Here is a 23,781-nt window from a genome sequence, read left to right as displayed (position 1 = left end):
AGATCGTCGCGGCGAGGCGGCGGGCCCGTCTCTCGTGGTACTCGTGGTACACGGCGCAGACGCTACGCCGGCGGAGCGGCAAAACGGTTCGCGATCGACGTGGTGGCGTGGGACCCTGGTTGGCGACGGGATTCGCCGGGAAACGAGGGGGGACGCGCCACGAGCGTGGCAGGGTCTTCCGGACCGGCGGATCCTCCTCGGGCCACCGGGTCGTGGGGCCCGGCCGGAGCAAGCGGCACGGAATGATCGCGGAATGGTGCGGTAACGGGCCGCGTTGAGAACGGATGGTATGACACTTCCTGCTGACGCCTTCGATGCGTCCACTCTCGACAGATCCCTCATCAAGCTGACTGGCGCCGATCCGTCTTACCTGCCGAACTTCTTCGACGATTCTGGGGACGGTTTCGACCTGGAGGATCGCGCCGCGTTGCGGCGGGTTCCCGGTCTCGCCACCGAGCTCGACGACGTCACCGAGGTCGAGTACCGGCAGCTGCGGCTGGAGCGTGTCGTCCTCATCGGCGTATGGACGTCGGGTTCCCTGCGGTCGGCCGAGAGCTCCATGGCGGAGCTCGCGGCGCTCGCCACGACCGCCGGTTCGGTGGTGCTCGACGCGCTCGTGCAGCGCCGCGATCGGCCGGATGCCGCGACCTACGTCGGTTCGGGCAAGGCGCGCGAGCTCGCCGAGGTCGTCGCGGCGACCGGCGCGGACACGGTGGTCTGCGATGGCGAACTCACCCCGGGTCAGCTGCGGCAGCTGGAGGAGGTCGTCAAGGTAAAGGTCATCGACCGGACGGCCCTCATCCTGGACATCTTCGCCCAGCACGCGACCTCTCGAGAGGGCAAGGCCCAGGTCGAGCTCGCGCAGTTGCAGTACATGCTGCCCCGGCTGCGTGGGTGGGGTGAGTCGATGTCGCGGGCTGCGGCCAGCGGCGGCGGCCGGGCGCCCATCGGTACCCGTGGTCCCGGTGAGACGAAGATCGAGACCGACCGTCGGCGGCTGCGGGCCAGGATGGCGCGGTTGCGCCGCGAGCTCGCCGCGATGACGACCGTGCGGGAGACCAAGCGTTCCGCCCGGCGGCGGGGCGAGGTCCCCAGCGTGGCGATCGCCGGTTACACCAACGCCGGTAAGTCGTCGCTGCTCAACCGGCTGACCGGCGCGGGTGTCCTAGTCGAGGACGCGCTGTTCGCCACCCTCGATCCGACCGTGCGGCGGGCGACCCTGCCGGACGGCCGGGCCTTCACCCTGACCGACACCGTCGGATTCGTCCGGCATCTGCCGCATCAGATTGTCGAGGCGTTCCGCTCGACGCTGGAAGAGGTCGCCGATGCCGATCTCATCCTGCACGTTGTGGACGGATCATCGCCGGATCCGGCCGCGCAGATCTCCGCCGTGCGCGAGGTTCTCAACGACATCGACGCGGGCGGTGTTCCCGAGCTGATCGTCGTCAACAAGGTGGACGCCGTGGAGCCGACGGTCGTCGCGGGGCTGCGCCAGCTCGCCCCAGACGCCGTGTTCGTCTCGGCACGCACGGGCGAGGGGCTGGCCGCGCTGGTCGACGCGCTCTGTGCCCGGGTGCCGCATCCCGACGTGGAGATGCGCGTGCTCGTGCCCTACAGCCGGGGCGACCTGGTCTCCCGGGTGCACGCGAACGGCGAGGTGCTCACGCTGGAGCACACCGAGACCGGTACCCGGCTGTCCGCCCGGGTCTCCCCGGGACTCGCGGCGGAGCTGCACGCCTACCGGGCCTGAGCCCAGGAGCGATCAAACGCGAGGCAACCCGGCCGGCCACCCGATGGGCGGCCGGCCGATCCACGTCAAACCCTGCGGAGCACAGCCACGATCCGGCCGAGGATGGTCGCATCCTCACCGGCGATGTCGGCGAAGGCCGGGTTCTCCGGATGTAGCCAGATCTTGCCGTCCCGAACCCGCAGGCGCTTGACCGTCGCCTCCCCGTCGATCATTGCGGCGACGATCTCCCCGTTGTCCGCGACCGGCTGCTGGCGGACGACCACCCAGTCACCGTCGCAGATCGCCGCATTGATCATCGAGTCGCCGACGACTCGGAGCAGGAACAGAGTGCCCTCGCCGACGATCTCCCTGGGTAGCGGGAAGACGTCCTCGACCGCCTGCTCGGCCAGGATCGGGCCACCGGCGGCGATTCGGCCCAGCACCGGCACGTAGGCGGCGTCCGACTTGCTTCCTTCGGTGGTGCCCGGCGCCGCCTCACCGACGATGGGAATCGTGCCCGCCACCGTCGTCGCACCCGCGTCCGCATCCGCGCGCCGCCGGGGGTGCTCGACGGTCAGCACCTCCATCGCTCTCGGGCGGTTCGGGTCCCGCCGCAGGTAGCCCTTCTCCTCGAGCACCTTGAGCTGGTGAGCCACACTACTGGTGCTGGTGAGGCCGACCGCCTCACCGATCTCCCGCACGCTGGGCGGATATCCGCGCCGCTCCACCGCGGCCCGGATGACCTCTAGCACCTTGCGCTGCCGGGGGGTCAGGCCCGCGTCCGCGGGGCCTTCGGGAAAGGCTCGCACGTTGCCGCGGGTTCCGCCCCGGCGCGTACCCCTGCCTTGGCTAGTCATCGCTTACCGCTCTCCTCGTCGCGTTTTTCTTCCGCCGTGCGGCCACCGGCCGGCCGGTGGCCGCACGGCGGACCGTCCCGCTCCGGAAGCCGTCACCCACCGACTCGCCGCCGTCCGTGACCGAGGGAAACCGCCCGGTTCACACCCGATCGACTCGACGGTAACCGGCGGGTCGCAGAATCTCAAACGTCTGTTCGAGCGTGTTCCTGGCGGTTTCCGGTTCCCGATGCGACAATCGACCACGCGTTCGATCGAACGAAGGTTCGATCTTCGGCGTTCGGTGTCGTCGGAACGGGAGGATGCCATGGGATCCGCACACAGGGCGCGGGTCGTCGACCTGTCGACGGCCAGGGACCGGGCGGGTCGCCGGCCGGCGGGATACCCGCCGGGTCGCCCGCCCGCACCCCCGCCGCTCCGGCTGACCCGGCGGGGTCGGGTGGTGGTGGTATCGATTGTCGTGGCGGTCGTCGTGGCGGTAGCAATCATGATCATGCCTGGGGTGTCGATCGCCGGGCCGGATGCCGCGGAGGCGCCGCGGCGCCATCTGGTCGTGCCGGGGGAGACGCTGTGGGCGGTGGCGGTGGCGCTCGACGAGAGCGCCGACACCCGGGTCGTGGTGGACCGGCTGATGCGGCTGAACCACCTGCGGTCGCCGCTGATCACCCCGGGCCAGTCGTTACTCCTTCCCTGACGCCCGACTTCCCCGGCTTCCCGGGTCCACGAGTGTCTCGGCGCGGGGGCTCGCGCGCCGTCGTCTTTCGTCCACGTGCGGTGCCGTTGCGGTGCGGACCACACGGACCATACGGGGGTGCTGCCCCCATCTCTGGGGCCGTGCGCTACCGTGGACACAACATCTGGTGCTTACCGGGGTGTAAGTCATCCACAGGTTGTTCCACAGGTCTTCCACGGGGAGCTGGCGGTCCATCCACAAGGTGGTCCGTCCGGCGTGGATGCCGGGTCCTCAACGGTGTCCCGTCGTCCCCGGTCCGGGGCGGTCGGCTCCGGCGCGGGCGAAGGAGGCGTAGCGCGTGCGGTGCCCGTTCTGCCGGCATCCGGACAGTCGCGTCGTCGACAGTCGGGAGGCCGAGGAGGGTTCGGCGATCCGCCGCAGGCGGTCCTGCCTGTCCTGCGGTCGCCGGTTCACTACGATGGAGGAGGCGTCCCTTCAGGTTCGCAAGCGCAGCGGGGCGGCCGAGCCGTTCAGCCGGGCCAAGGTCATCGCCGGTGTCCGCAAGGCCTGCCAGGGCCGGCCGGTGCGGGATGATGATCTCGCGCTTCTGGCGCAGCGGGTAGAGGATGCCGTCCGCTCGTCGGGGTCGGCGGAGGTGCCCGCGGAGGCGATCGGCCGGGCGATCCTCGATCCGCTCCGTGAGCTCGACGAGGTGGCTTATCTCCGCTTCGCCTCGGTGTATCTGGCCTTCGAGTCGTTGACCGACTTCGAATCCGCGATCGTCGCGTTGCGCTCCGAGGCCGCCGGACCTCCCACCACGCGGGATGGACCAGCTCGACCGGTCCCGCGCGGCGCCGTCGATGCCTCGCCGGTGACCGGCACCCAGCAGGTGCATAGCAGGTAGGGCCGGGACCACTCGGCCGGAAGTGTCCTACATCGCCCTGGTTCGCCGTGCCGGCCCGGTCCCGCCGGGGCGACGGGTGACATCCCGCGTCGCGGCCGTGCGAGGACCGCGGACCTCCTGGACGGCACACCTGCGGCCCGGCTCGACCTGGCTGGTGCCGTTCGTCATGCGTGTGCGCCGTGCGCGTGCTCGTCCCCGCGGGCACCGCCGTGCGCCGAGGCCCGGCCCCGCACCGTCCCGACGTCCGCTGGCGGCGGCCCGGGGCGGGGATGCCCACAACACATTGTTGAAGGTTGAAGCTGACGAGTGAAGACAAGGAGCGTCATGACCGACAGCCGCGGCACGAAGCCGAGCAGGTCAGCGGCGAAAGCGAGTGGGTTGAAGATCCAGCGGTCACGCACCACCGCCGGCGTCCACCCGTACGACGAGGTCACCTGGGAGTCCCGGGACGTCGTCATGACCAACTGGCGGGACGGCTCGGTCAACTTCGAGCAGCGGGGAGTGGAGTTCCCGCAGTTCTGGTCGGTGAACGCCTCCAACATTGTTACCAGCAAGTACTTCCGCGGGGCGCCCGGCACGCCGGGCCGGGAGTGGTCGCTGCGGCAGTTGATCGACCGGGTCGTGCACGCCTACGGCGCGGCTGGCCGCGAGCACGGCTACTTCGCCTCGGGCACCGACGCCGAGATCTTCGAGTACGAACTGGCCTGGATGCTGCTCCACCAGGTCTTCAGCTTCAACTCGCCGGTCTGGTTCAACGTGGGAACCCCCGCGCCGCAGCAGGTCTCGGCGTGCCAGCCCTATGACGCCCTCGTCAGCACGCCGTCCGGTCTGGTTCCCATCGGCGCCCTGGTGGAGGCGGACGCGGTGGGGACGAAGGTCTTCGACGCGCACGGTCTGACCCAGGTGATCGCGACCAAGTCCAACGGCGTCAAGGACGTCCTGCGGATCTGGACGAAGGCCGGTCACGCGCTCGACGTCACCACCGATCATCTGGTGTGGCGGAGCACCTCCGCGGGTGCCGGGGCCTTCGTTCCCGCCGGCACGCTGCGGGCCGGGGACACCCTCGAGTGGCATCGCACCATCGCCCCTGGCGAGGGTGAGATCACCTCACGGGAGATCGCCGAGGCGGCGCTCGCGGGCCGGCTGCAGGCGGACGGTTTTGTTGGTCGGTACGCCGGTACGAACGCCTCGCTGACCATCGAGGCGATGACTGTGCCGACCCGGCTGTATGACGCTCCGCTGCCCGTTGTCGCGGCCTATCTGCGCAGCCTGTTCCAGGCCGATGGCTACGTGTCCCGCCGGGAGCGCTCGACGTTGATCGGGCTGGACATGATCAGCGAGGGCCTCATTCGCGGGGTGCAGGGCCTGCTCGCCCGGTTCGGCATCTTCGCGCGGGTACGCCGCGAGGCGGATCCGCGACCCGACCGCCACGACCTCTGGAGCCTGGGCATTCAGAACGCCGGTGACCGGCGGACATTCGCGGACGAGATCGGCTTCCTCGACCCGGTGAAGGCCGCGAAGCTGGAGGCGTCGTTCGATCAGCCCGGCCGGGCCGCGGAGCCGGTGAAGCGGTTGCAGATCGAGCGCATTGAGCCGCGCGGGCCGATGCCGGTCTACGACATCCAGACCGACAGCGGCGAGTACCTCTCCGCCGGCCTACGTGTGCACAACTGCTTCATCCTCTCCGTGGACGACACCATGGAGTCGATCCTGAACTGGTACCGGGAAGAGGGGATGATCTTCAAGGGGGGTTCCGGGGCCGGGCTCAACCTGTCCCGCATCCGGTCCTCGAAGGAGCTGCTGTCCTCCGGGGGCACCGCGTCCGGGCCGGTGAGCTTCATGCGCGGCGCCGATGCCTCGGCGGGTACGATCAAATCGGGTGGCGCGACCCGGCGGGCGGCGAAGATGGTCGTGCTCGACGTCGATCATCCCGACATCGTCGAGTTCGTGGAGACGAAGGCCCGGGAAGAAGACAAGATCCGGGCGTTGCGGGACGCGGGCTTCGACATGGATCTCGGCGGGCGCGACATCGCCTCCGTGCAGTACCAGAACGCCAACAACTCCGTCCGGGTGACCGACGAGTTCATGCGGGCGGTCGTCGACGGCGGCGGCTTCGACCTGCGGGCCCGCCTCGACGGCCGCGTCCTGGAGACGGTGGACGCCCGCGGGCTGTTCCACACGATCGCCGAGGCCGCGTGGGCCTGCGCCGATCCCGGCATCCAGTACGACGGAACGATCAACGACTGGCATACCTGCCCCGAGAGCGGCCGGATCAGCGCCTCCAACCCGTGCAGCGAGTACGTGCACCTGGACAACTCCAGCTGCAACCTGGCCTCGCTGAACCTGCTGAAGTTCCTGCGCCCGGACCGCAGCTTCGACGCCGAGGCGTTCGTCGCGGCGGTCGAGCTGATCATTACCGCGATGGACATCTCGATCTGCTTCGCCGACTTCCCGACGCCGGAGATCACCAGGGTCAGCCGGGCCTACCGACAGCTCGGCATCGGCTACGCTAACCTCGGTGCCCTGCTGATGGCCAGCGCCCGGGCCTACGACTCGGACGGCGGCCGGGCGCTGGCCGCATCGATTACCTCGCTGATGACGGCCACCGCCTACCGGCGCTCCGCCGAGCTCGCCGGGATCGTCGGCGCCTACGACGGCTTCGCCCGCAACGCGGGCGCGCACCGGCGGGTGGTGCGCAAGCATGCCGCCGCGAACGACGCGGTGCGTAGCGTGCACGCCGAGGACTCCCGGGTCCTCGCCGCCGCGTCCCGGGAATGGGCCCGGGCGCAGACCGTCGGTGAGAAGCACGGATGGCGCAACGCGCAGGCCAGCCTGCTCGCCCCGACGGGCACGATCGGTCTGGCGATGGACTGCGACACCACCGGCATCGAGCCGGACCTCGCCCTGGTGAAGATGAAGAAGCTGGTCGGCGGCGCCAGCATGAAGATTGTGAACCAGACGGTCCCGGCGGCCCTGCAGGCGCTTGGTTACCCCGAGGAGACCATCGAGGCGATCGTCGAGTACATCGCCGAGCACGGGCACGTCATCGACGCTCCCGGCCTGTGTCCAGAGCACTACGAGGTGTTCGACTGCGCCATCGGGGACCGCGCGATCTCCCCGATGGGCCATGTCCGCATGATGGCCGCGGTACAGCCGTTCCTCTCCGGCGCGATCTCGAAGACGGTGAACATGCCCTCGACCGCCACGGTCGCCGACGTCGAGCAGAGCTACCTGGAAGGGTGGCGGCTGGGTCTGAAGGCCCTCGCCATCTACCGGGACAACTGCAAGGTCGGCCAGCCGCTGACCGACGTCAAGGGGGCGAAGCAGGCCGCCGAGCTGGCCGCCACCCCAGCTGGCACGGGAGACGGGGCCGGCGCGGGAGACGGGGCCGGGACCGCCGGCTCCGCCGGGCCCGCCCCGGTGGAGGTCGAGTACCGGCCGGTGCGCCGCCGGCTGCCGAAGACCCGCCCGTCGCGGACGGTGTCCTTCTCCGTCGGGGGTGCCGAGGGTTATCTGACCGCCGGCTCCTACCCGGACGACGGCCTCGGTGAGGTCTTCATCAAGATGTCGAAGCAGGGGTCCACCCTGGCGGGCGTGATGGACGCGTTCGCGATCGCCATCTCGATCGGCCTGCAGTACGGCGTGCCGCTGGAGGCGTACGTCAGCAAGTTCATCAACATGCGGTTCGAGCCGGCCGGGATGACCGACGACCCGGACGTGCGGATCGCCCAGTCGATCATGGATTATCTGTTCCGTCGCCTCGCGCTCGACTATCTCGACGCCGATCAGCGGGCCGAACTCGGCATCTCGACCGCGGCCGACCGGGCCCGTCGGGTCGCGGGTCAGTACGGTCCCGCGCCGGCCGTGGCGGCCGCCGGGATCGACGACCCGGCCAGATCCCAGGGGGCCGCGGTGACCGGATCCTCGGCTTCCGTCGCCGATCGGGGTGACCCGGGTGTCCCGCCCGGTCCGGCGGTGGGGAACGGCCCGGCGTACGTGGCACGGGAGTTGCGGCTGGCACCGCCCGATGAGTCGCTCGTCGCGCAGACCGTGGTCGATGCTCCGCTCTGCTTCACCTGCGGGGTGACCATGCGGCCAGCCGGTAGCTGCTACGTCTGCGAGCAGTGCGGTTCGACCAGCGGCTGCAGCTAGGCGTCGCAGCGGCCGGTCCGACCGGGTGCCCGGTCCGAGACAGTGCTCGGTGGCGTGGCTCAGTGCTCGGCGGCGAGGAGGTCGACCAGGAGCGCCGCGGTCCAGGAGAACCGGTTGCTGCCCGCGCCGGAACCGTCGAGGGGTGAGTAGTACTCGAACATCGCCCCGGACGAGGCGATCATGTCGATCGTGTTCTGGCGCAGGTTCTCCGCGGCGTCGAGCCGGCCGTAACGCTCCAGCCCGTCGGCGATCAGCCAGTTCATGTTGACCCAGACGGGACCCTGCCAGTAACACCGGGGAAGGAAGCCCGGGTCGTCGAGCGGCACGCTCGCGATGCCGAACCGAGACCAGTAGCGCGGTGAGGTGAGCGTCTTGACCATCTCGTCGACCCGGTCCTCGGGCACGACCCCGGCATAGAGCGGCAGGAACCCCGAGATCGTCTCGTGGCGCAGCAGCGTTCCCGTCCGGAAGTCGCGGCTGTAGTAAGTGCCGTCGGTGTGGAGCCGCTCGATCGCCTCGCGCGTCCTGTGCATGGACCGCCGCAACCGGGCGGGGATGGTCTGGCCGATCTCGGCGGCGATGGCGGTGAGGTGCTCGTTGGCCCGGATGAGGATCGCGTTGAAGGCGACGTCCTGGACGAGGGGGACGATGGTCCGGCGGATCTCGCGGAAGTTGTAGTGCGCCCGCCGCAGCTCACGCACGATCCGGTAGAGCGTGAACAGGTCTCCCGAGGTGAGCCGCTCGTCGGGGGGGACCTCCTTGGAATCGCGCCGCAGCGCGTCCATGGCGTCGCCGCCGTTGATCCGGCGCAGTGCCCGCACCCCCAGCGGAGCCGCCGGCCTGGTGATCTCCATCCAGGCCGGCGTGTTGTCCATCCCCGACTCCCAGGAGTGGACCAGTGTGACGAGACCGTCGTCGTCGGGGTCGCGTTCGAGGTAGAGCCACGTATGGAAGCGCAGCAGGCCGGGGAGTAACGCGCGGTAGAAGGCGTCGCGGGCGGATGGCGTCATCATGGCGGCGATCCGGACGGCGGCTTCGGCGATCATCGGCGGCTGGGTGACCCCCGTGCTCTGCACTCCGCCGGCGGTTGTGGTTACCCGGTCGCAGCGCCAGCGCTGTGGACCGGCGTGATAGAAGTCCGAGGTCTCCGCGAAGATCACGTGGGGGATCATGCCGTTCGGCCACTGGCCTCGCAGCAGCGAGAGGACCTCCTTGGCGGCCCGCCCCGGGTCGAGATGGCGCAGTCCGATCGCGATGAAGCAGCTGTCCCAGAGCCACTGGTGCGGGTAGAGCGTCGGGGAGGGCCGGGTGATGTCGCCGAGGTCGTTGTCTCGTAGCACGTCGATCGCGGTTTCCCGTAGTGCCGCCAGGTCTGCGGGAAGGCTGGGGACGGGCATCGTGTGAGAGTAGCGGTTACACGCTGTTCACAGAGGCAGGGCCCGTCGGGTGTGGCCCGCCTAACGGAATCGCCGTTCTCGAGTGCCTCGGCGTGGGGGCGGCACCGGGTGGCGTGGGTCGGCACCGGGGCGGCACCGGGGCGGCGTCGGCGGCGCCCGCGTCGGCCCGCCGGTCGTTCCGTCTCGGTGGAGAGCCCGGGGCCGGGTCGCGGGTGTCGGCTTGCCGACTACCGTTACGGGTTAGCACCGACCGGTGATCGTCGGAAAATATGGCACGGATGGCAGAACACAAAAAACTTCTACGATGAGTAATGTACCTGTTGCTTATGGTTGCCACTAGCCTGATCCGCAGGGTGCGCGGCCACTGGAGAAGCTCAGGAGAGTTCGCGGTTCGCGCCACAGGGCGGAATCTGCCAGGTAGTGTTCGCGGCAGCGAGTGCAGCGTCTCGAGGGCTAGGGTCTACACTGCTTGGTAGGCCCGGCGATCGCTGATGTCCGGGTGTGCCTGCACGGGGAATGGTTCCGCGTCTTCGTTCGTTACCTCCCACGTGCACAGAACGAGACGACCCACCCGCACCGACCATCGGATTTGCCACTGATGACGCTGCCTGCTCTGGAATTTGCCGAGCGCACCGATGACAACCGCCCGCGCAGCCCGCGGCGCGCCCGTCGGGCCGCTCCTCCTGTCCGCACCGCTCCCAGCCGTTCGCTGGCCGCTGTTCCCGACGATACCGACGAGCTCGACGCGGGCGCGGTGGCCGAGGTCATCGCCCGTGGTCGCGAGGCCGGCGAGATCAGCCGCTCCGAGCTGCGTGACGCGCTCGAGTCCGCGGACCTCGGTATCGAACTGTTGCCCGTTCTCATCGCGCGCATCAACGCCGCTGGCGTCGAACTCCTCGACGAGGAGGATGCGAGCGATGACGCCACCGCCGCCAGCCGGTCCACCGCCGAACACGCGGGTACCGCCGACCTCGTACGCATGTACCTGCGCGAGATCGGCAAGGTGCCGCTGCTCAACGCCGCCCAGGAGGTCGAACTCTCCAAGCGGGTCGAGGCGGGCCTGTTTGCCGAGTACAAGCTCGAGAGCGTCCCCGACCTGCCCGCCGACCTTTGTCGTGACCTCGGTCTGCTCGTCAAGGACGGCCATGCCGCCAAGCAGCAGCTCGTCTCGGCGAACCTGCGGCTGGTGGTCTCCGTCGCTAAGAAGTACAGCGGTCGCGGGATGACCTTGCTGGACCTGGTCCAGGAGGGCAACCTCGGCCTTATCCGCGCGGTGGAGAAGTTCGACTACGCCAAGGGCTACAAGTTCTCGACCTATGCAACCTGGTGGATCCGCCAGGCCATCGGCCGGGCGCTCGCCGACCAGGCGCGGACGATCCGCATCCCGGTCCACGTGGTCGAGCAGATCAACAAGATTACCCGGTTGCAGCGCCAGCTCGTCTCCACGCTCGGCCGTGAGCCGACCGACGAGGAGCTCGCCCTCGAGCTGGACATGCCGATCGAGCAGGTGGTGGAGCTGCGCCGGTATGCGCAGGACACCGTCAGCCTGGAGACCTCGGTCGGCGACGACGGCGACTCCGTGCTCGGCGACTTCATCGAGGACTCCGACGCGACCTCCCCGGCGGACGCCGCCTCCTACGGCGCCATGCAGGACGAGATCGATAACGTCCTCGGTGGCCTGAGTCCGCGGGAGCGCGAGGTGATGCGGCTGCGCTTCGGTCTCGCCGACGGCAAGCAGCACACCCTCGCCGAGGTGGGCAACCGGCTCGGCCTGACCCGTGAGCGCATCCGTCAGATCGAGCGGGACACGCTTCGGGAGCTGCGCAAGCCCGCCGTCGCCGGTCGGCTGCGCGAGTTCCTCGACTGATCGATCGGGCGAACGCACCTCCGGTCGGGTCTGCGGGGCACGTGCACAGGTGCACGGGGGTGGAAGACAGGAGTACCGCGATCATGGCGGTCACGCCATGATCGCGTGATCGATGAAAGCCGGATCTTCGTTTTTGCCGGGCGAAGATCCGGCTTTGCCGTATCAGGCTCCGGGTTCGGCCTCCCCGCCGGATCCGGTGCCGGGTTCCAGCGTGGTTCCCGTCCTCGGCTCCGGCTCCGGCTCCGGCGCCGACCGCCGGGACCGGGCCGAGGCGGCGGCGAAGGGCAGCAGGGCATCGGGGTTGGCGACCGAGTCGAGGCTCACGGCCTCGTCCAGGGCGGTTCCGGCGAGCAGGCGCTTCACCGGTACCTCGAGCTTCTTGCCGGTGTGGGTCCGAGGGATCTCGGTGATCTCGATGATCCAGTCGGGGACGTGGCGTGGGCTGAGTTCGGCGCGCAGAACCTCGCGCAGCCGGGCGGCCACCGCATCGGTCAGGTCGGGCTCGGTGAGGACGACGAAGAGGAGCAGCTCGCCGTGCCCGCGCTCGTCCGCGGTGTCGACCGCGAGGCTGTCTGCGATCCCGGGGGCCCGCTCGACCACGCTGTAGAGCTCGTTGGTGCCGATCCGGACGCCGCCGCGGTTCAACGTCGCGTCCGAACGTCCCTGGATGACGACGGCACCGGTAGGCGTGATCCTCGCCCAGTCCCCGTGGCGCCAGACGCCGGGGTAGACGGAGAAGTAGCTCTCCCGCAGCCGGCCGCCGTCCGGGTCGGCCCAGAAGCACAGCGGCATGGACGGCATCGGCGCGGTCACGACGAGCTCACCGACCTCGTCAACGACCTCCTCGCCGGCCTCGTCGAAGACGCGCACCGTGCAGCCCAGCGCGCGCGATCCGATCTCCCCGGCCCGCACCGGCATCGTCGGCAGGCCTGCCACCAGCGCCGTGCAGACGTCGGTGCCACCGCTGATCGACGACAGCATCACGGTCGGGCTCACCGCTTCGTACACCCAGGCATAGCCGGCTGCGGACAGTGGCGATCCGGTCGATCCGACGGTGCGCAGCCTGGACAGATCGGCGAACTCGCGCGGGACCGGCCCGGCGTCCTCGCAGGCCTGCAGGTAGCCCGCGGACGTGCCCAGGCACGTGAGCTCCAGGGCCTCCGCCAGACCGAACAGGGTGCCGAGCGCCGGGTAGCCGGGCGCTCCGTCGTAGAGCACGACGGTCGCGCCGACGAGCAAACCGGAGACCAGGTAGTTCCACATCATCCAGCCGGTCGTGGTGAACCAGCAGAACCGGTCGTCCGGACCGAGATCGAGGTGCAACGCCAGCGACTTCAGGTGCTCCAGCAGGATGCCGCCGTGGCCGTGCACGATCGCTTTGGGGGGCCGGTCGTGCCGGACGAGTAGAGGATCCACAGCGGCGCGTCAAAGGCGACCCGGGTGAACTCGGGCTCGGAGGTCTCCGAAGCCATCAGCTCGTCCCAGGTGAGCAGTCCCGGTAGCCCCGCGGCCCGGGCCCGGGAGAGCGCGTCCGGCCACAGGTACGGCACGATCACGCTTGCCCCGAGTCCCGGCAGGTCGCCCGCGAGCGCGGCGAGGGCGGCGAGGGTGTCGTAGCTCTTCCCGCGGTAGCTGTAGCCGTCAACGCCGATCAGGACCTTCGGGTCGATCTGGCCGAACCGCGCGCGCAGGGCCGTCGGGCCGAGCTCCGGCGAGCATGACGACCACACCGCGCCGATGCTGGCGGCGGCCAGCATCCCCACCATCGCGTAGACGGTGTTGGGCAGCACGGCGCAGACCCGATCACCCTCGGCGACACCCAGGCTCCGCAGTCCCGCCGCCGCCTTCGCCACCTGCCGGCGCAGCTCGTCCTAGGACACCACGGCCGTGGCACCGTCCTCGCGTACGGCGATGACGGCCGGAGCTGGCCCGCTCCGGGTGAGCGCGTTCTCCGCGCAGTTTACCCGGGCACCGGGAAACCAGACCGCGCCGGGCATCGCCGCGTCGGCGAGCGCCGGACCGGTGCCGTGGTCCCCCTCGACCGCGCAGAAATCCCAGATCGACTCCCAGAACGCGTCCAGGTCGGTAACCGACCACTCCCACAGGCGCGTGTCGTCGGCGAGCTCAACCCCCCGCTCGGCGGCGAGCCAGGCGCGGTAGTTTGGTCACCGCGGCCTGGCTGATCCGACGGGGAGGCGGTTCCCACAGCGGCGTGCCGGCAGCCACCGGCCCACCACCACGGCCGGCCGGCTGCCGCCCGTCCTCCATCGCCGTATGGTCCGGTGTCACTCGGTCTGCTGCCACGGGCACTGACCCTAGGCCATTCCGGGCAGATCTACGTGCCTCATCGACGGCCCCGGATCCTCGTCACCGATACCACCGCTACCTCCGGGAGCGTGATCGGGCTACGGTCGACAGATGAGTGTCCCGGGCGATTCCGAGCGGCGGGCCGACGGTCGCCCGCTGGCCGAGCCGACGGTCGTGACCTGGGATCCGGCCATGGCCGGCTACGACTTCGGGCCGGCGCATCCGCTGCATCCCGTGCGGCTCGAACTCACCATGGACCTCGCTATGAGTCTCGGCGTTCTCGACGCACCGGGCATCCGGATCTCCAGGCCGACCTTCGCCTCCGACGACCTCATCGACCTGATCCACGATCCGGTCTACCTGAGCGCGGTCCGTGCCGCGCCCGACCCGGCGCAGGCAAGGTTCGCGGCCCTGTTCGGCCTGGGCACAGCCGACAACCCCATCTTCGAACGGATGCACGAGGCCGCCGCGCTCATCACCGGTGGCACGATCGAGGCGGCACGGGCGGTGTGGAGCGGGCCGCCGCGGCACGCCGTGTCGATCGCCGGGGGGCTGCATCACGCGATGCCGGGAATGGCGAGCGGATTCTGCATCTACAACGACCCGGCGATTGCGATCGCCTGGTTGCTCTCCGCCGGAGCCACCAGAGTGGCGTACGTCGACGTGGACGTGCATCACGGCGACGGCGTGCAGACGGCATTCTACGACGATCCGCGGGTGCTCACCATCTCCCTGCACCAGACGGGGAGCACCCTCTTCCCGGGCACCGGATTCCCGACCGAGGTGGGTGCTCCCGCCGCGGAGGGCACCGCGGTGAACGTGGCGTTGCCCCCCGCCACCGGCGATGCCGGCTGGCTGCGCGCCTTCTCCGGGGTGGTGCCGGTGCTCCTGCGGTCCTTCCGGCCGCAGGTGCTGGTGACCCAGCACGGCTGCGACACGCACGCCTTCGACCCGCTGGCCGATCTGGCGCTGTCGGTGGACGGCCAACGGGCCTCCTACGACCTGCTGCACGCGCTGGCCCACGAGGTCTGCGACGGGCGCTGGCTGGCCTGCGGCGGTGGCGGGTACGCGCTGGACACGGTCGTGCCGCGGGCCTGGACGCAGCTGCTGGCGATCGCCGGCCACGTGCCCCTGAATGCCGGTCGCGCCCTGCCGGAGGACTGGCGGTCCGCGGCGCCGGGACGGGTGCGGGCGGCGACCGGGCAGAAGTCCCTCGGCGCCGCCGCCATGCCCCGGGCGCTCGGGGACGGGGTGAGTGTCCGGTACCGTCCCTGGGACGCGGGCGAGGGAGACCCCGACGATCCGTTGGACCGGACGGTGGCGGCGACCCGGCGTCAGGTGCTGCCGTTGCACGGCCTCGACCCCACCGTCGACCGTTGAGCACGGAGTAAGAGCTGAGCACTGCGTGAGAACCGGGTGAGCGCCGCGTGAGCACCGAGCCTCCGGTCGTCTATCCGGCCGAGTGGGAGGCCGACGTCATCCTCAGTGACGGCGGCACCGCCCACATCCGCCCGATCCTGCCGACGGACGGCCCGCTGCTGCGGACCTTCTGGACCCGGCTGTCGACCCAGTCGATCTACTTCCGGTTCTTCGCCGTGCGCCGTGCCCTGAGTGACGCCGACATCCACCGGATGACGACCGTCGACCAGCGGCTGCGCGGCGCCATCGTCGCAATGATCGGCGACGACCTGGTCGCGGTCTCCCACTGGGAGAGCACCGCCGCACGGCCGACCGAGGCGGAGGTCGCCTTCCTGGTGGAGGACGCCCAGCAGGGACGAGGGCTGGGTTCGGTGCTGCTGGAGCATCTTGCCGCCGCGGCCTGGGACCGCGGGATCCGCCGCTTCGACGCCGACGTGCTCGGGGAGAACCAGCAGATGATCCGGGTCTTTCTCGATGCCGGTTACACGGTCTCGAGGACCTGGGACTCGGGCGCGGTCCGGCTGTCCTTCGAGATCACCCCCACCCAGAAGTCGGTCGAGGTGATGCGGGCCCGGGAGCACCATGCCGAGGCCGCCTCGATCGGTCGGCTGCTGCATCCGCGCGCGATCGCCGTCATCGGTGCGGGGCGGTCCGCCGGGTCCGTGGGCAACGCGGTCCTGCGTCACCTGCTCGCCGGCGGCTTCGACGGCCCCGTCTACCCGGTAAACTCGGCCGCGGCCGCAGCCGGCGGCGCGGTGGCGTCGATCCAGGCCTACGCCGGCATCGAGGACGTGCCGCGTCCGGTCGACCTGGCCGTGGTGTGCGTGCCGCCCGCGCAGGTGCCTGACGTCGTCACCGCCTGCGGGCGGGCCGGGGTCTGGGGACTGGTCGTCCTCACCGACCAGCGCGACGCCGCCGCAGACGTGGCCCTGGTGGCCGAGGCCCGGGCGGATGGCCTGCGGGTGGTCGGCCCGGCGAGCATGGGCATCCAGAATCCGGCGGCGGGGTTGAACGCCTCGATGGTGCCCCGGATGCCCCCGGCCGGCCGCATCGGCTGCTACTCCCAGTCGGGTCCGTTCGGCGGGGCCATCCTGGCGGCGGCGGCCGCGCGCGAGATCGGTCTGTCGGTCTTCGTCTCCGCCGGGGACCGGGCCGACGTGAGCGGTAACGACCTGCTCCAGTACTGGGAGGAGGACCCCGGGACCGACGCGATGATTATGCATCTGGAGACCTTCGGTAATCCCCGCAAGTTCGCCCGGCTGGCCCGGCGGGTGGGTCGGCGTAAACCGGTGATCGTCGTGTACTCCGGCCGTTCGACCCTTGACGACGCGCTTCTGCGGCAGGCCGGGGTGATCGGCGTCGACCGGGTCTCCCAGGCGTTCGACGTCGCGCTGCTGCTCACCACGCAGCCGCTGCCTGCGGGCGGTCGGGTCGCCGTCGTCGGCGACTCCCGGGCCCTGGTCCGGCTGACGGCCCGTGCCGCCGACGCGGCCGGGCTCAGGGTCGAGGAGGTGCTCCTCCCGGTTGGCAGTTCCCCCGGGGACCTCACCCGGGCGTTGACCTCCGCGGCGGACCGGGCGGATGCGCTGATCGCCACGCTGGTCCGGCTGCCGCCGTCCCCGGCCGGGCCGATCGCGGCGGCCGCCGCCGCGACCATCGAGATCCCGGTTCTCGCCGCCGTGCAGGGGGGCGAGATGCCCGGCGAGCTCGCCGGCATTCCGGCCTATTCGTCGCCGGAGGCGGCCGTCGCCGCGTTGCGCCGGGTGGTGGGCTACGCCCAGTGGCGGGCACGCCCGATCGGCACCGTGCCGACGACGGCGGTGCGGGCAGACGAGGCGCGTTCGCTCGTCGCCGGACTCACCGGTCGCCTTCCGGAGGATCAGGCCGCCGCCCTGCTGGACTGCTACGGCGTCACGGTGGAGCCGGCCGTCCTGGTGACGTCCCCGCGCCGGGCCGTCGAGGCGGCGGGCCAGCGCGGCTATCCGGTGGCGCTCAAGGCGCGGTCGCGATCCTACCGGCATTGTCCGGACCTGCGCGGTCAGCGTCTCGACCTGCCCGACGCGGCAGCCGTGCGGGCGGCATGGGCGTCGCTGCGCTCCCAGCTCGGGGTGGAGGTGCCGATTGTCGTCCAGCGGATGGCGCCGGTCGGCGTGCCGGTGGTCGTCGGTTCCGAGGAGCATCCCCGGTACGGTCCCCTGGTCTCGTTCGGCCTCGCGGGCCCCGCGACCGAGCTGCTGGGGGACCGCGCACACCACATCCTTCCCCTTACCGACGTCGACGCGGCGCGCCTCGTGCGTTCGGTGCGGGCGGCGCCGCTGCTGCTGGGATACCTCGGCTCGACGCCGGTCGACATCGCCGCGCTGGAGGACCTGGTCCTCAGGATCGCCCGGCTCGCCGACGACGTGCCGGAGGTGATTCATCTCACGTTGGATCCAGTGATCGTGTCGACCGGGCGGGTGACCGTGCTGTCCGTGGAGATCGTCGCTGGGCCGTCGGCGCCCCGCGCGGACGTCGGACCTCGGCGGTTCTGGACACCGGACCGCCCGACTCCGGACGGGGCGATTACCCGGGGCGGTTCAGCACAACATGCGTACGCCGTCCACAATCGTCTCCCATGACGTCGCCGCACTCCGCGCAGCCGCCCGTCTGGCCCGCTTCCGGCGCATTCCCGATGCTCTCCCCTGATTCTGCGGGAGCTGCCGGGACGCCTGGTACCCCCGTAGAGGGGATGCCTGGGCAGGCGTCTCTCGTGCCGATGTACCGGCCGGCGAACGTCGGGCTGTCGGAAGCGCTGCCGGTGGATCTGGGGCCGGTGGGCGCGGGGCCCGCGGGTGCGCGCTTCTCCGTGAGCCCCCCGGGATCCGCCTCCCGGCCATCGGGCGTTGTTCCGTCCGGCCAGGGGGATGTCTCCCCGGGACCGACTCCGGTCACCCGGTCCCAAGGGGGACCGCCGGCCGGCCCACACACCAACCCCGGCCCACGCGCGCATCCCGGCCCGAACCAGGTCCCCGGCCCTAAGCACGCTCCCGGCCCGGATACCGGCCCCCGTCAGGACCGGGGAGCCGGCTCCGAGCTACCCGAGCTACCCGAGGGCTGGCCCATGGTCGCCCGGCCGGCCGCTCCGGCCGTGACCGCCGAGCCGGTCATACGGGATCTCATCGACGGTACCGAGCCGCGCCGCACGCCGGATACGCCAGGGATGCGCCGGTCCGATCCGGCGGGGCTGCCGGGACCGGGCCGGGCCGGTTTTCCCCCGCCCGGACACGCCCCGGGAACCGACCCCGTGGCCACGTTCGTGATGCTAGACGCGCTGTTCGCGTGGGCCCCGGCCGGTCTCGCCCTGCTCGACCGGGCCGGGCGGTTCCTGCGGGTGAACGACACACTCGCCCGGTTCGACCGCCGGCCGGTCCACGAGCACCTCGGCCGTACCGTCTCCGAGCTCCTCGGCGACACCGGCCAGGAACTCGACGCTCTGCTGGCACGGGTGCTGCGCACCGGCGAGCCGGTGGTGGACCTGGAGGTCGTGGTCGCCACCGATGGTTCCGGACCGCCGCAGACGTGGCTCGCCAGCTGGTATCCGGTGAACGACCCTCAGGTCGGGCTGGTGGGCGTGGCGTTCGTCGCGATCGACGCCAGCGGGACGCGGGCGGTCGAGAGGGAGCGGGCGCGGGCCGAGGCACGCTACCTCGGTCTCGTGGACGCCGCCGCGATGGACGTGTTCCATGCCGAAGGCGACGGGGCACTCGATGCCGATCTGCCCCGTCTGCGGGCCTTTACCGGGCGGCATCCGGCGGAGCTGGCCGGGTTCGGCTGGCTCGGCGTGGTCCATCCCGACGACCGGGAGCGGGTCGGGTGCGCCTGGCGCGGGGCGATCGAGCACGGTGAGACCTTCGAGGCCGAGTTCCGGATCTCCGGTGGCGGAGGCGACCGCACCGCCGTGCGGGTGGTCGAGGCCCGCATCGTTCCCATGCCGGCGGCCGGCCGGCCGAACAGCCGGCCCGGCGAGTGGCTCGGGGTGATCCGCGATCTCACCGAGGTACGCGCCGCCGAGGCCGACCGGGCCACGGCCGACCAGCGGGCCCGGATCGCGACGGAACGGGCCGAACAGACCGCGACGTTGGCCGTGGCGCTCGCCCGGACCCTGACCGTGGACGACGTTGTCGCCACCGTCCTCGACGTCGGGGAACGGATGGCCGGGGCCGCCAGCCGGGGCGTCGCGCTCGTGGACGAGGCGCACGACCAGCTACTCTTCCACGCCCCGCCGGGTCCCGCCGACGGCCTCGCCCGATGGTCGGAGGTGGCGCTGGGCGCGGTACATCCGCTGGCGGAGGTCATGCGGGGCGGTCGTGCACTGTTTCTCGTCGACCGCGACGAGCTGCTCGCCCGCTGGCCGGTGCCGGAGGTCGCCGACGTCGCCGCCGCGGCGGGTGAGCACGCCTGGGCGATGCTGCCGCTGGCCGTCGGGGGCGGCGCACCCTTCGGCGTGGTGACCTTCGGGTTTCGCCAGGCGCGGGAGTTCACCGCCGCTGATCAGGCATCCCTCGTCGCGATCGCCGACGCCTGCGCGCAGGCCCTGGAACGGGCCACCGGCTACGAACAGCTCGCCGCCGACGCCGCGCGCGGTCATCGGACCCTGGCGGCGACGCGCGAGGCGCAGGCCGCCCTGGCACTCGCCGATCGACGCTTTCGGCTGCTGGAGCGAGCCACCGGGATCGTGGCCGCGGCCGTCGAGCCTCCCGTCGCCCTGCGCTCCCTGGCCGAGCTGATCGTCGCGGAGGTCGCCGACCTGTGTGTCGTCCAGCTTGTCACCGGCACGCCCGCTCCCGTCCCGGCGTCCTGGAGCGGTGCCGCGGTGCCCGTCCGGGACGGGGCTGACGTCGGGGACGCGGCCGGGGACAGAGCCGGGGACGGGGCTGACGTCGGGGACGCGGCCGGGGACAGAGCCGGGGACGGGGCTGACGTCGGGGACGCGGCCGGGGACAGAGCCGGGGACGGGGCTGACGTCGGGGACGCGGCCGGGGACAGGGCCGGGGACAGGGCCGGGGACGCGGCCGGGGACAGGGCCGGGGACAGGGCCGGGGACGCGGCCGGGGACAGGGCCGGGGACGCGGCCGGGGACAGGGCCGGGGCCGCGGGGGGTCTCGAGGAGACGGCGGGGGACCGGGCGGCCGAGCCGGTGCCCGAGCTGCATCCATTCGTTGTCGTGGCTCGTGACGGGCTCGGCACGGTGCCTCCGTTCGCCTTGGGGGCCGGCGCGGCGACGTCGCCGACGAGTCCGTTCGCCCGGGCCGCCCACCAGGGCGAGCGGCTGATCGCCGCACTGGCAGCGGGCGAGTGGGATCCGCCGGCCGACGCCGAGCGGTGGATCCGCCAGGTGGGGGCCCACACGATGGCTGTCGTACCCGTGGTACGGGTCGGCCACGTCGTCGCCGTACTGAGTGTGACTGCCGTTGCGGATCGACCTCCGTTCACCGAAGCGGATCTGCTCTTGCTGACCGAACTCGCCGCCCGGGTGGGGGTCGTCCTGGACCGGATCGATCGGGGGGCGGCCGAGCGCAGCAATGCGCTGGCACTGCGTGAGGCGTTGCGCGGTTCTCCGCCCGCCGTCCCGTCCGGGCTCGAGGTGGCCACCCGTTACCTGCCCGGCGGGGTCGGTGACGACGCCGGTGGCGACTGGTTCGACGTGATTGACCTGGGAGCCGGGCGAGTCGCCCTGATGATTGGCGACGTGATGGGCCGAGGGATCCGGGCGACCGCGGTGATGGGGCAGCTGCGCGCGGCGGCCCGCACCTGCGCCCGTCTCGATCTTCCCCCGGCCGAGGTGTTGACGCTGCTGGACGGCATCGTCGCGGACCTGCCCGGGGAGGAGATCGCCACCTGCATCTACGCGGTCGTCGAGATCGACAGCGGGGTGCTGACGCTGGCGAGTGCCGGGCACCCGCCGCCCCCCCTGGTCGTCGCGCCGGACGGGCTGGTCTCCAGGCTCTACATGGCGGTGGGGTCTCCACTCGGGGTGGCCCGGTCGGACGTGACCGAGTACACGGTGCGACTGGGACAGGGATATCTGATCGCCCTGTTCACCGACGCGCTCGTCCGGGGACGTGCGCGCGACCTCGACGCCGGAGTCTCGCAGCTCGCGGCCGCGCTCGCCCGCACCAGCGACAGGTTCACCGCGAATCTGGACGACCTGGTCACCGCGGCGTGTGCCGGTCTCGGTCCCGCCGTCGCCCCCGGCCCGGTGGGTTCTGGCCCGGTGGGTTCCGGGACGGCCGACGGGACGGTCGACGCGGCGGCGGCCGACGACGTCGCGCTTCTGTTCGCCCGGTTGCCCGGTGAACTGACGGCCGCGGCGGCCCTCCTGGACGCCACCTTCGACGGTGCGGCGAGCCTGCGCGCCGTGCGGGCCCAGGCCAGGCTCGCGCTGGAGAACGCGACGCTGGCCTCGGAGGTCGTCGACACCATCATCCTGGTGCTGTCGGAGTTGGCGAGCAACGCAGTGCGGCATGGTCGCCCACCACTGTCGGTGCGGCTGCGCCTGCTGGGCGACCGGGCCGTCGTGGAGGTCGCCGACGGTGGCGGCCGGGTGCTGCGGCGGCGCCATGCCGCGGCCGAGGATGAGGCCGGCCGCGGGCTCCACCTGGTCTCCCGGCTCGCCGTTCGGCACGGCGTCCGTCCGGTCGCCGACGGGAAGGCAGTGTGGGCCGAGATCGACCTGACCGGGACGACCCCGCCCGAACCGGACTGACGCCAGGGCCATGGAGGGACAATTGCGTGGTCTGTTAGATATGTCTGATTTACTCCAGCTCGGCAGGTGAAATCCATCCGGACGGCCGGGGCGGGGTTGACCGGGTGGCGGGCTGATCTGCCAGATACGGCACGAGACGGCCTGATACGGGTGGACCGGCCGTCCCGGCGGCATCGGGAAGTCTGGTGTCGCGTAACGTGAGCTGCATGCCGGACGCGGTGCTGCGCCTCGACAATGTCAATGTCGTGCGAGATGGGTCATACCTGCTCAGGAACGTGTCGTGGGCGGTGTTCCCCGGCCAGCGCTGGGTGGTCCTCGGTCCCAACGGCGCCGGGAAGACGACCCTGCTGCAGGTGGCCTCGGGCCGGCTGTTTCCCACCAGGGGCACGGTCGATCTGCTCGGCGCCCGTCTCGGCAAGGTCAACCTTCTCGATCTACGATACCGGGTGGGTGTCGTCAGCCCGGCGCTGGTGGAGACGCCACCCGCCGACGAGCGGGTACTCGACGCGGTGGTGACCGCCGGCTGGTCCGTGCTGGGCCGCGCCGACGAGGAATACGACGAGGTCGATCTCACCCGCGCGGCCGGCCTGCTGACCCAGTTCGGGTGCCGTGGACTGGCCGACCGGCGGTTCGGAACCCTCTCCGAGGGAGAGCGCAAGCGTGTGCTCATCGCCCGGGCCCTCATGACCGACCCGGAACTCCTCCTGCTCGACGAGCCCGCCTCCGGGCTCGATCTGGGTGCGCGGGAGGCGTTGATGCGGCGGCTCACCCGCTTCGCGGCCGACCCCACCGCTCCTGCCCTCGTCCTCGTCAGCCACCACGTGGAGGAGATCCCGGTCGGGGTGACCCACGCGTTGCTGGTGCGCGGCGGCCAGGTGCTTGCGGCCGGTCCGGTCGCGCAGGTACTCACCGCGGAGGCGTTGTCCTCCTGCTTCGGGATTCCGTTGGATGTCGGCGTGGCGGCCGGTCGCTACACCGCCCGGCTTGCCGCCGGACCGCCTCCCCGGCATCCGGTGTCCGCCTCGGTCTGAGTCTGTGCCGCGGGTCTGAGTCTGTGCCGCGGGGTGTTTGTCCGTTCATGGGCCGATCGGCCGCGACCGGAGTCGGTCGATGGCCGGGTGAGCACGATCGGCGGGGTGCGGTGATTTTCCCGGCGTGATCCAGTCCCGAGTCACCGTCCGGTCCCGGCGTTGCGCGTACGGCCCGGTGGGCCATCCATCCTCGTCAAGCGGCCTCAGCCCGTCGTAGCGCGCCTTTTCCGGTATCGCCGGTGTGTTTTTTCGTGGCGGCCATCGTGCTCCCTCTCCGGGCTCGTCCGTTCGTGGGCCGGCCGACGCCCCGGACGCCGACCGCCGGTCGTCCCGGGAGCCGTCGCTGATCGGCCGTCGTTCATCGTTCGTCGAGCAGGTCCCACAACCATCCCGACCGTCGCATACCCGCGCCGAGCGACCTCAGCCGGACGGCAAGTTGCCGATCCGAGGTGATGACGACCACGGGCGCGACCGCGTCGCGCGCCGCCGCCACGATGGCGTCGTCGCCGTGCCCGGGGGCGTGCACGACGACGATGGTCGGTGCCGCGCGGTCCGCCCTCGTTGGAACGTGGCGGCCCTTCTCGGGCGCGACTCCCGCGGGCCCGACCTTTTCGGGTGTGATCTTTCCGGGCCGTACGGTTCCCTCGGGAACTCCGGCTCGCGCCGCACCCTCGAGAACGACCACGATCCGCTCAGGCCATTC

At 71.3% G+C, this 23,781-nt stretch carries 12 protein-coding genes and 1 pseudogene; 9 read left to right on the top strand and 4 right to left on the bottom strand.

The features are described from left to right. Window positions 1-289: 289 nt before the first annotated feature. Window positions 290-1,750, top strand: coding sequence for a GTPase HflX (gene hflX, locus AC08OT_RS00650; protein WP_476592085.1), 1,461 nt, complete (start codon window positions 290-292; stop codon window positions 1,748-1,750). Between the two features lie 65 nt (window positions 1,751-1,815). Here the strand turns inward: hflX and lexA are convergent, their stop codons facing one another. Next, window positions 1,816-2,586: a transcriptional repressor LexA gene (gene lexA, locus AC08OT_RS00645; RefSeq protein ID WP_476592084.1), complete on the bottom strand. Its 771-nt coding sequence runs from the start codon at window positions 2,584-2,586 to the stop codon at window positions 1,816-1,818. A 304-nt stretch (window positions 2,587-2,890) separates the two neighbouring features. Between lexA and AC08OT_RS00640 the strand changes: the two genes are divergently transcribed. The 3 genes from AC08OT_RS00640 to AC08OT_RS00630 all read left to right on the top strand — a co-directional run bounded on the left by AC08OT_RS00640 (window position 2,891) and on the right by AC08OT_RS00630 (window position 8,312). After that, the gene (locus tag AC08OT_RS00640) at window positions 2,891-3,277 is read left to right on the top strand and encodes a LysM peptidoglycan-binding domain-containing protein (protein ID WP_476592083.1); all 387 of its coding nucleotides are present in this window, start codon (window positions 2,891-2,893) and stop codon (window positions 3,275-3,277) included. A 337-nt stretch (window positions 3,278-3,614) separates the two neighbouring features. Then, complete coding sequence (gene nrdR, locus AC08OT_RS00635) at window positions 3,615-4,160, top strand: transcriptional regulator NrdR (protein ID WP_476592082.1); 546 nt, start codon at window positions 3,615-3,617, stop codon at window positions 4,158-4,160. A gap of 324 nt (window positions 4,161-4,484) precedes the next feature. Continuing rightward, entirely contained in the window at window positions 4,485-8,312 is a 3,828-nt protein-coding gene (locus AC08OT_RS00630) for a vitamin B12-dependent ribonucleotide reductase (RefSeq protein ID WP_476602454.1), read from the top strand. A gap of 59 nt (window positions 8,313-8,371) precedes the next feature. Here AC08OT_RS00630 and AC08OT_RS00625 read toward each other — a convergent pair whose 3' ends face one another. Continuing rightward, window positions 8,372-9,709, bottom strand: a complete 1,338-nt coding sequence (locus AC08OT_RS00625) for an amylo-alpha-1,6-glucosidase (protein ID WP_476592080.1) — start codon at window positions 9,707-9,709, stop codon at window positions 8,372-8,374. 598 nt (window positions 9,710-10,307) lie between these two features. Between AC08OT_RS00625 and AC08OT_RS00620 the strand changes: the two genes are divergently transcribed. Beyond that, a complete protein-coding gene (locus AC08OT_RS00620) occupies window positions 10,308-11,576 on the top strand; it encodes a sigma-70 family RNA polymerase sigma factor (RefSeq protein ID WP_476592079.1) in 1,269 nt (422 codons plus the stop codon). Window positions 11,577-11,738: 162 nt separating this feature from the next. Here the strand turns inward: AC08OT_RS00620 and AC08OT_RS00615 are convergent. Further along, window positions 11,739-13,844, bottom strand: a pseudogene (locus tag AC08OT_RS00615) (acetoacetate--CoA ligase). Between the two features lie 150 nt (window positions 13,845-13,994). Between AC08OT_RS00615 and AC08OT_RS00610 the strand changes: the two are divergent. The 4 genes from AC08OT_RS00610 to AC08OT_RS00595 all read left to right on the top strand — a co-directional run bounded on the left by AC08OT_RS00610 (window position 13,995) and on the right by AC08OT_RS00595 (window position 23,078). Beyond that, complete coding sequence (locus AC08OT_RS00610) at window positions 13,995-15,263, top strand: acetoin utilization protein AcuC (RefSeq protein WP_476592078.1); 1,269 nt, start codon at window positions 13,995-13,997, stop codon at window positions 15,261-15,263. A gap of 47 nt (window positions 15,264-15,310) precedes the next feature. Then, a complete protein-coding gene (locus AC08OT_RS00605) occupies window positions 15,311-17,920 on the top strand; it encodes a bifunctional acetate--CoA ligase family protein/GNAT family N-acetyltransferase (RefSeq protein ID WP_476602453.1) in 2,610 nt (869 codons plus the stop codon). 227 nt (window positions 17,921-18,147) lie between these two features. Then, window positions 18,148-22,047 carry a SpoIIE family protein phosphatase gene (locus tag AC08OT_RS00600; protein WP_476602457.1) on the top strand — a complete coding sequence of 1,300 codons (3,900 nt, stop codon included), beginning with the start codon at window positions 18,148-18,150 and terminating at the stop codon, window positions 22,045-22,047. A gap of 206 nt (window positions 22,048-22,253) precedes the next feature. Next, complete coding sequence (locus tag AC08OT_RS00595; protein WP_476593424.1) at window positions 22,254-23,078, top strand: ABC transporter ATP-binding protein; 825 nt, start codon at window positions 22,254-22,256, stop codon at window positions 23,076-23,078. 358 nt (window positions 23,079-23,436) lie between these two features. Here AC08OT_RS00595 and AC08OT_RS00590 read toward each other — a convergent pair whose 3' ends face one another. After that, window positions 23,437-23,763, bottom strand: coding sequence for a hypothetical protein (locus tag AC08OT_RS00590; RefSeq protein ID WP_476593421.1), 327 nt, complete (start codon window positions 23,761-23,763; stop codon window positions 23,437-23,439). Between the last annotated feature and the right edge of the window lie 18 nt (window positions 23,764-23,781).

Source organism: Frankia sp. CgJB1, from assembly GCF_977947065.1.
Note: the sequence above shows the minus strand (reverse complement) of the source record. Positions and strands in the feature narration are given on the sequence as shown.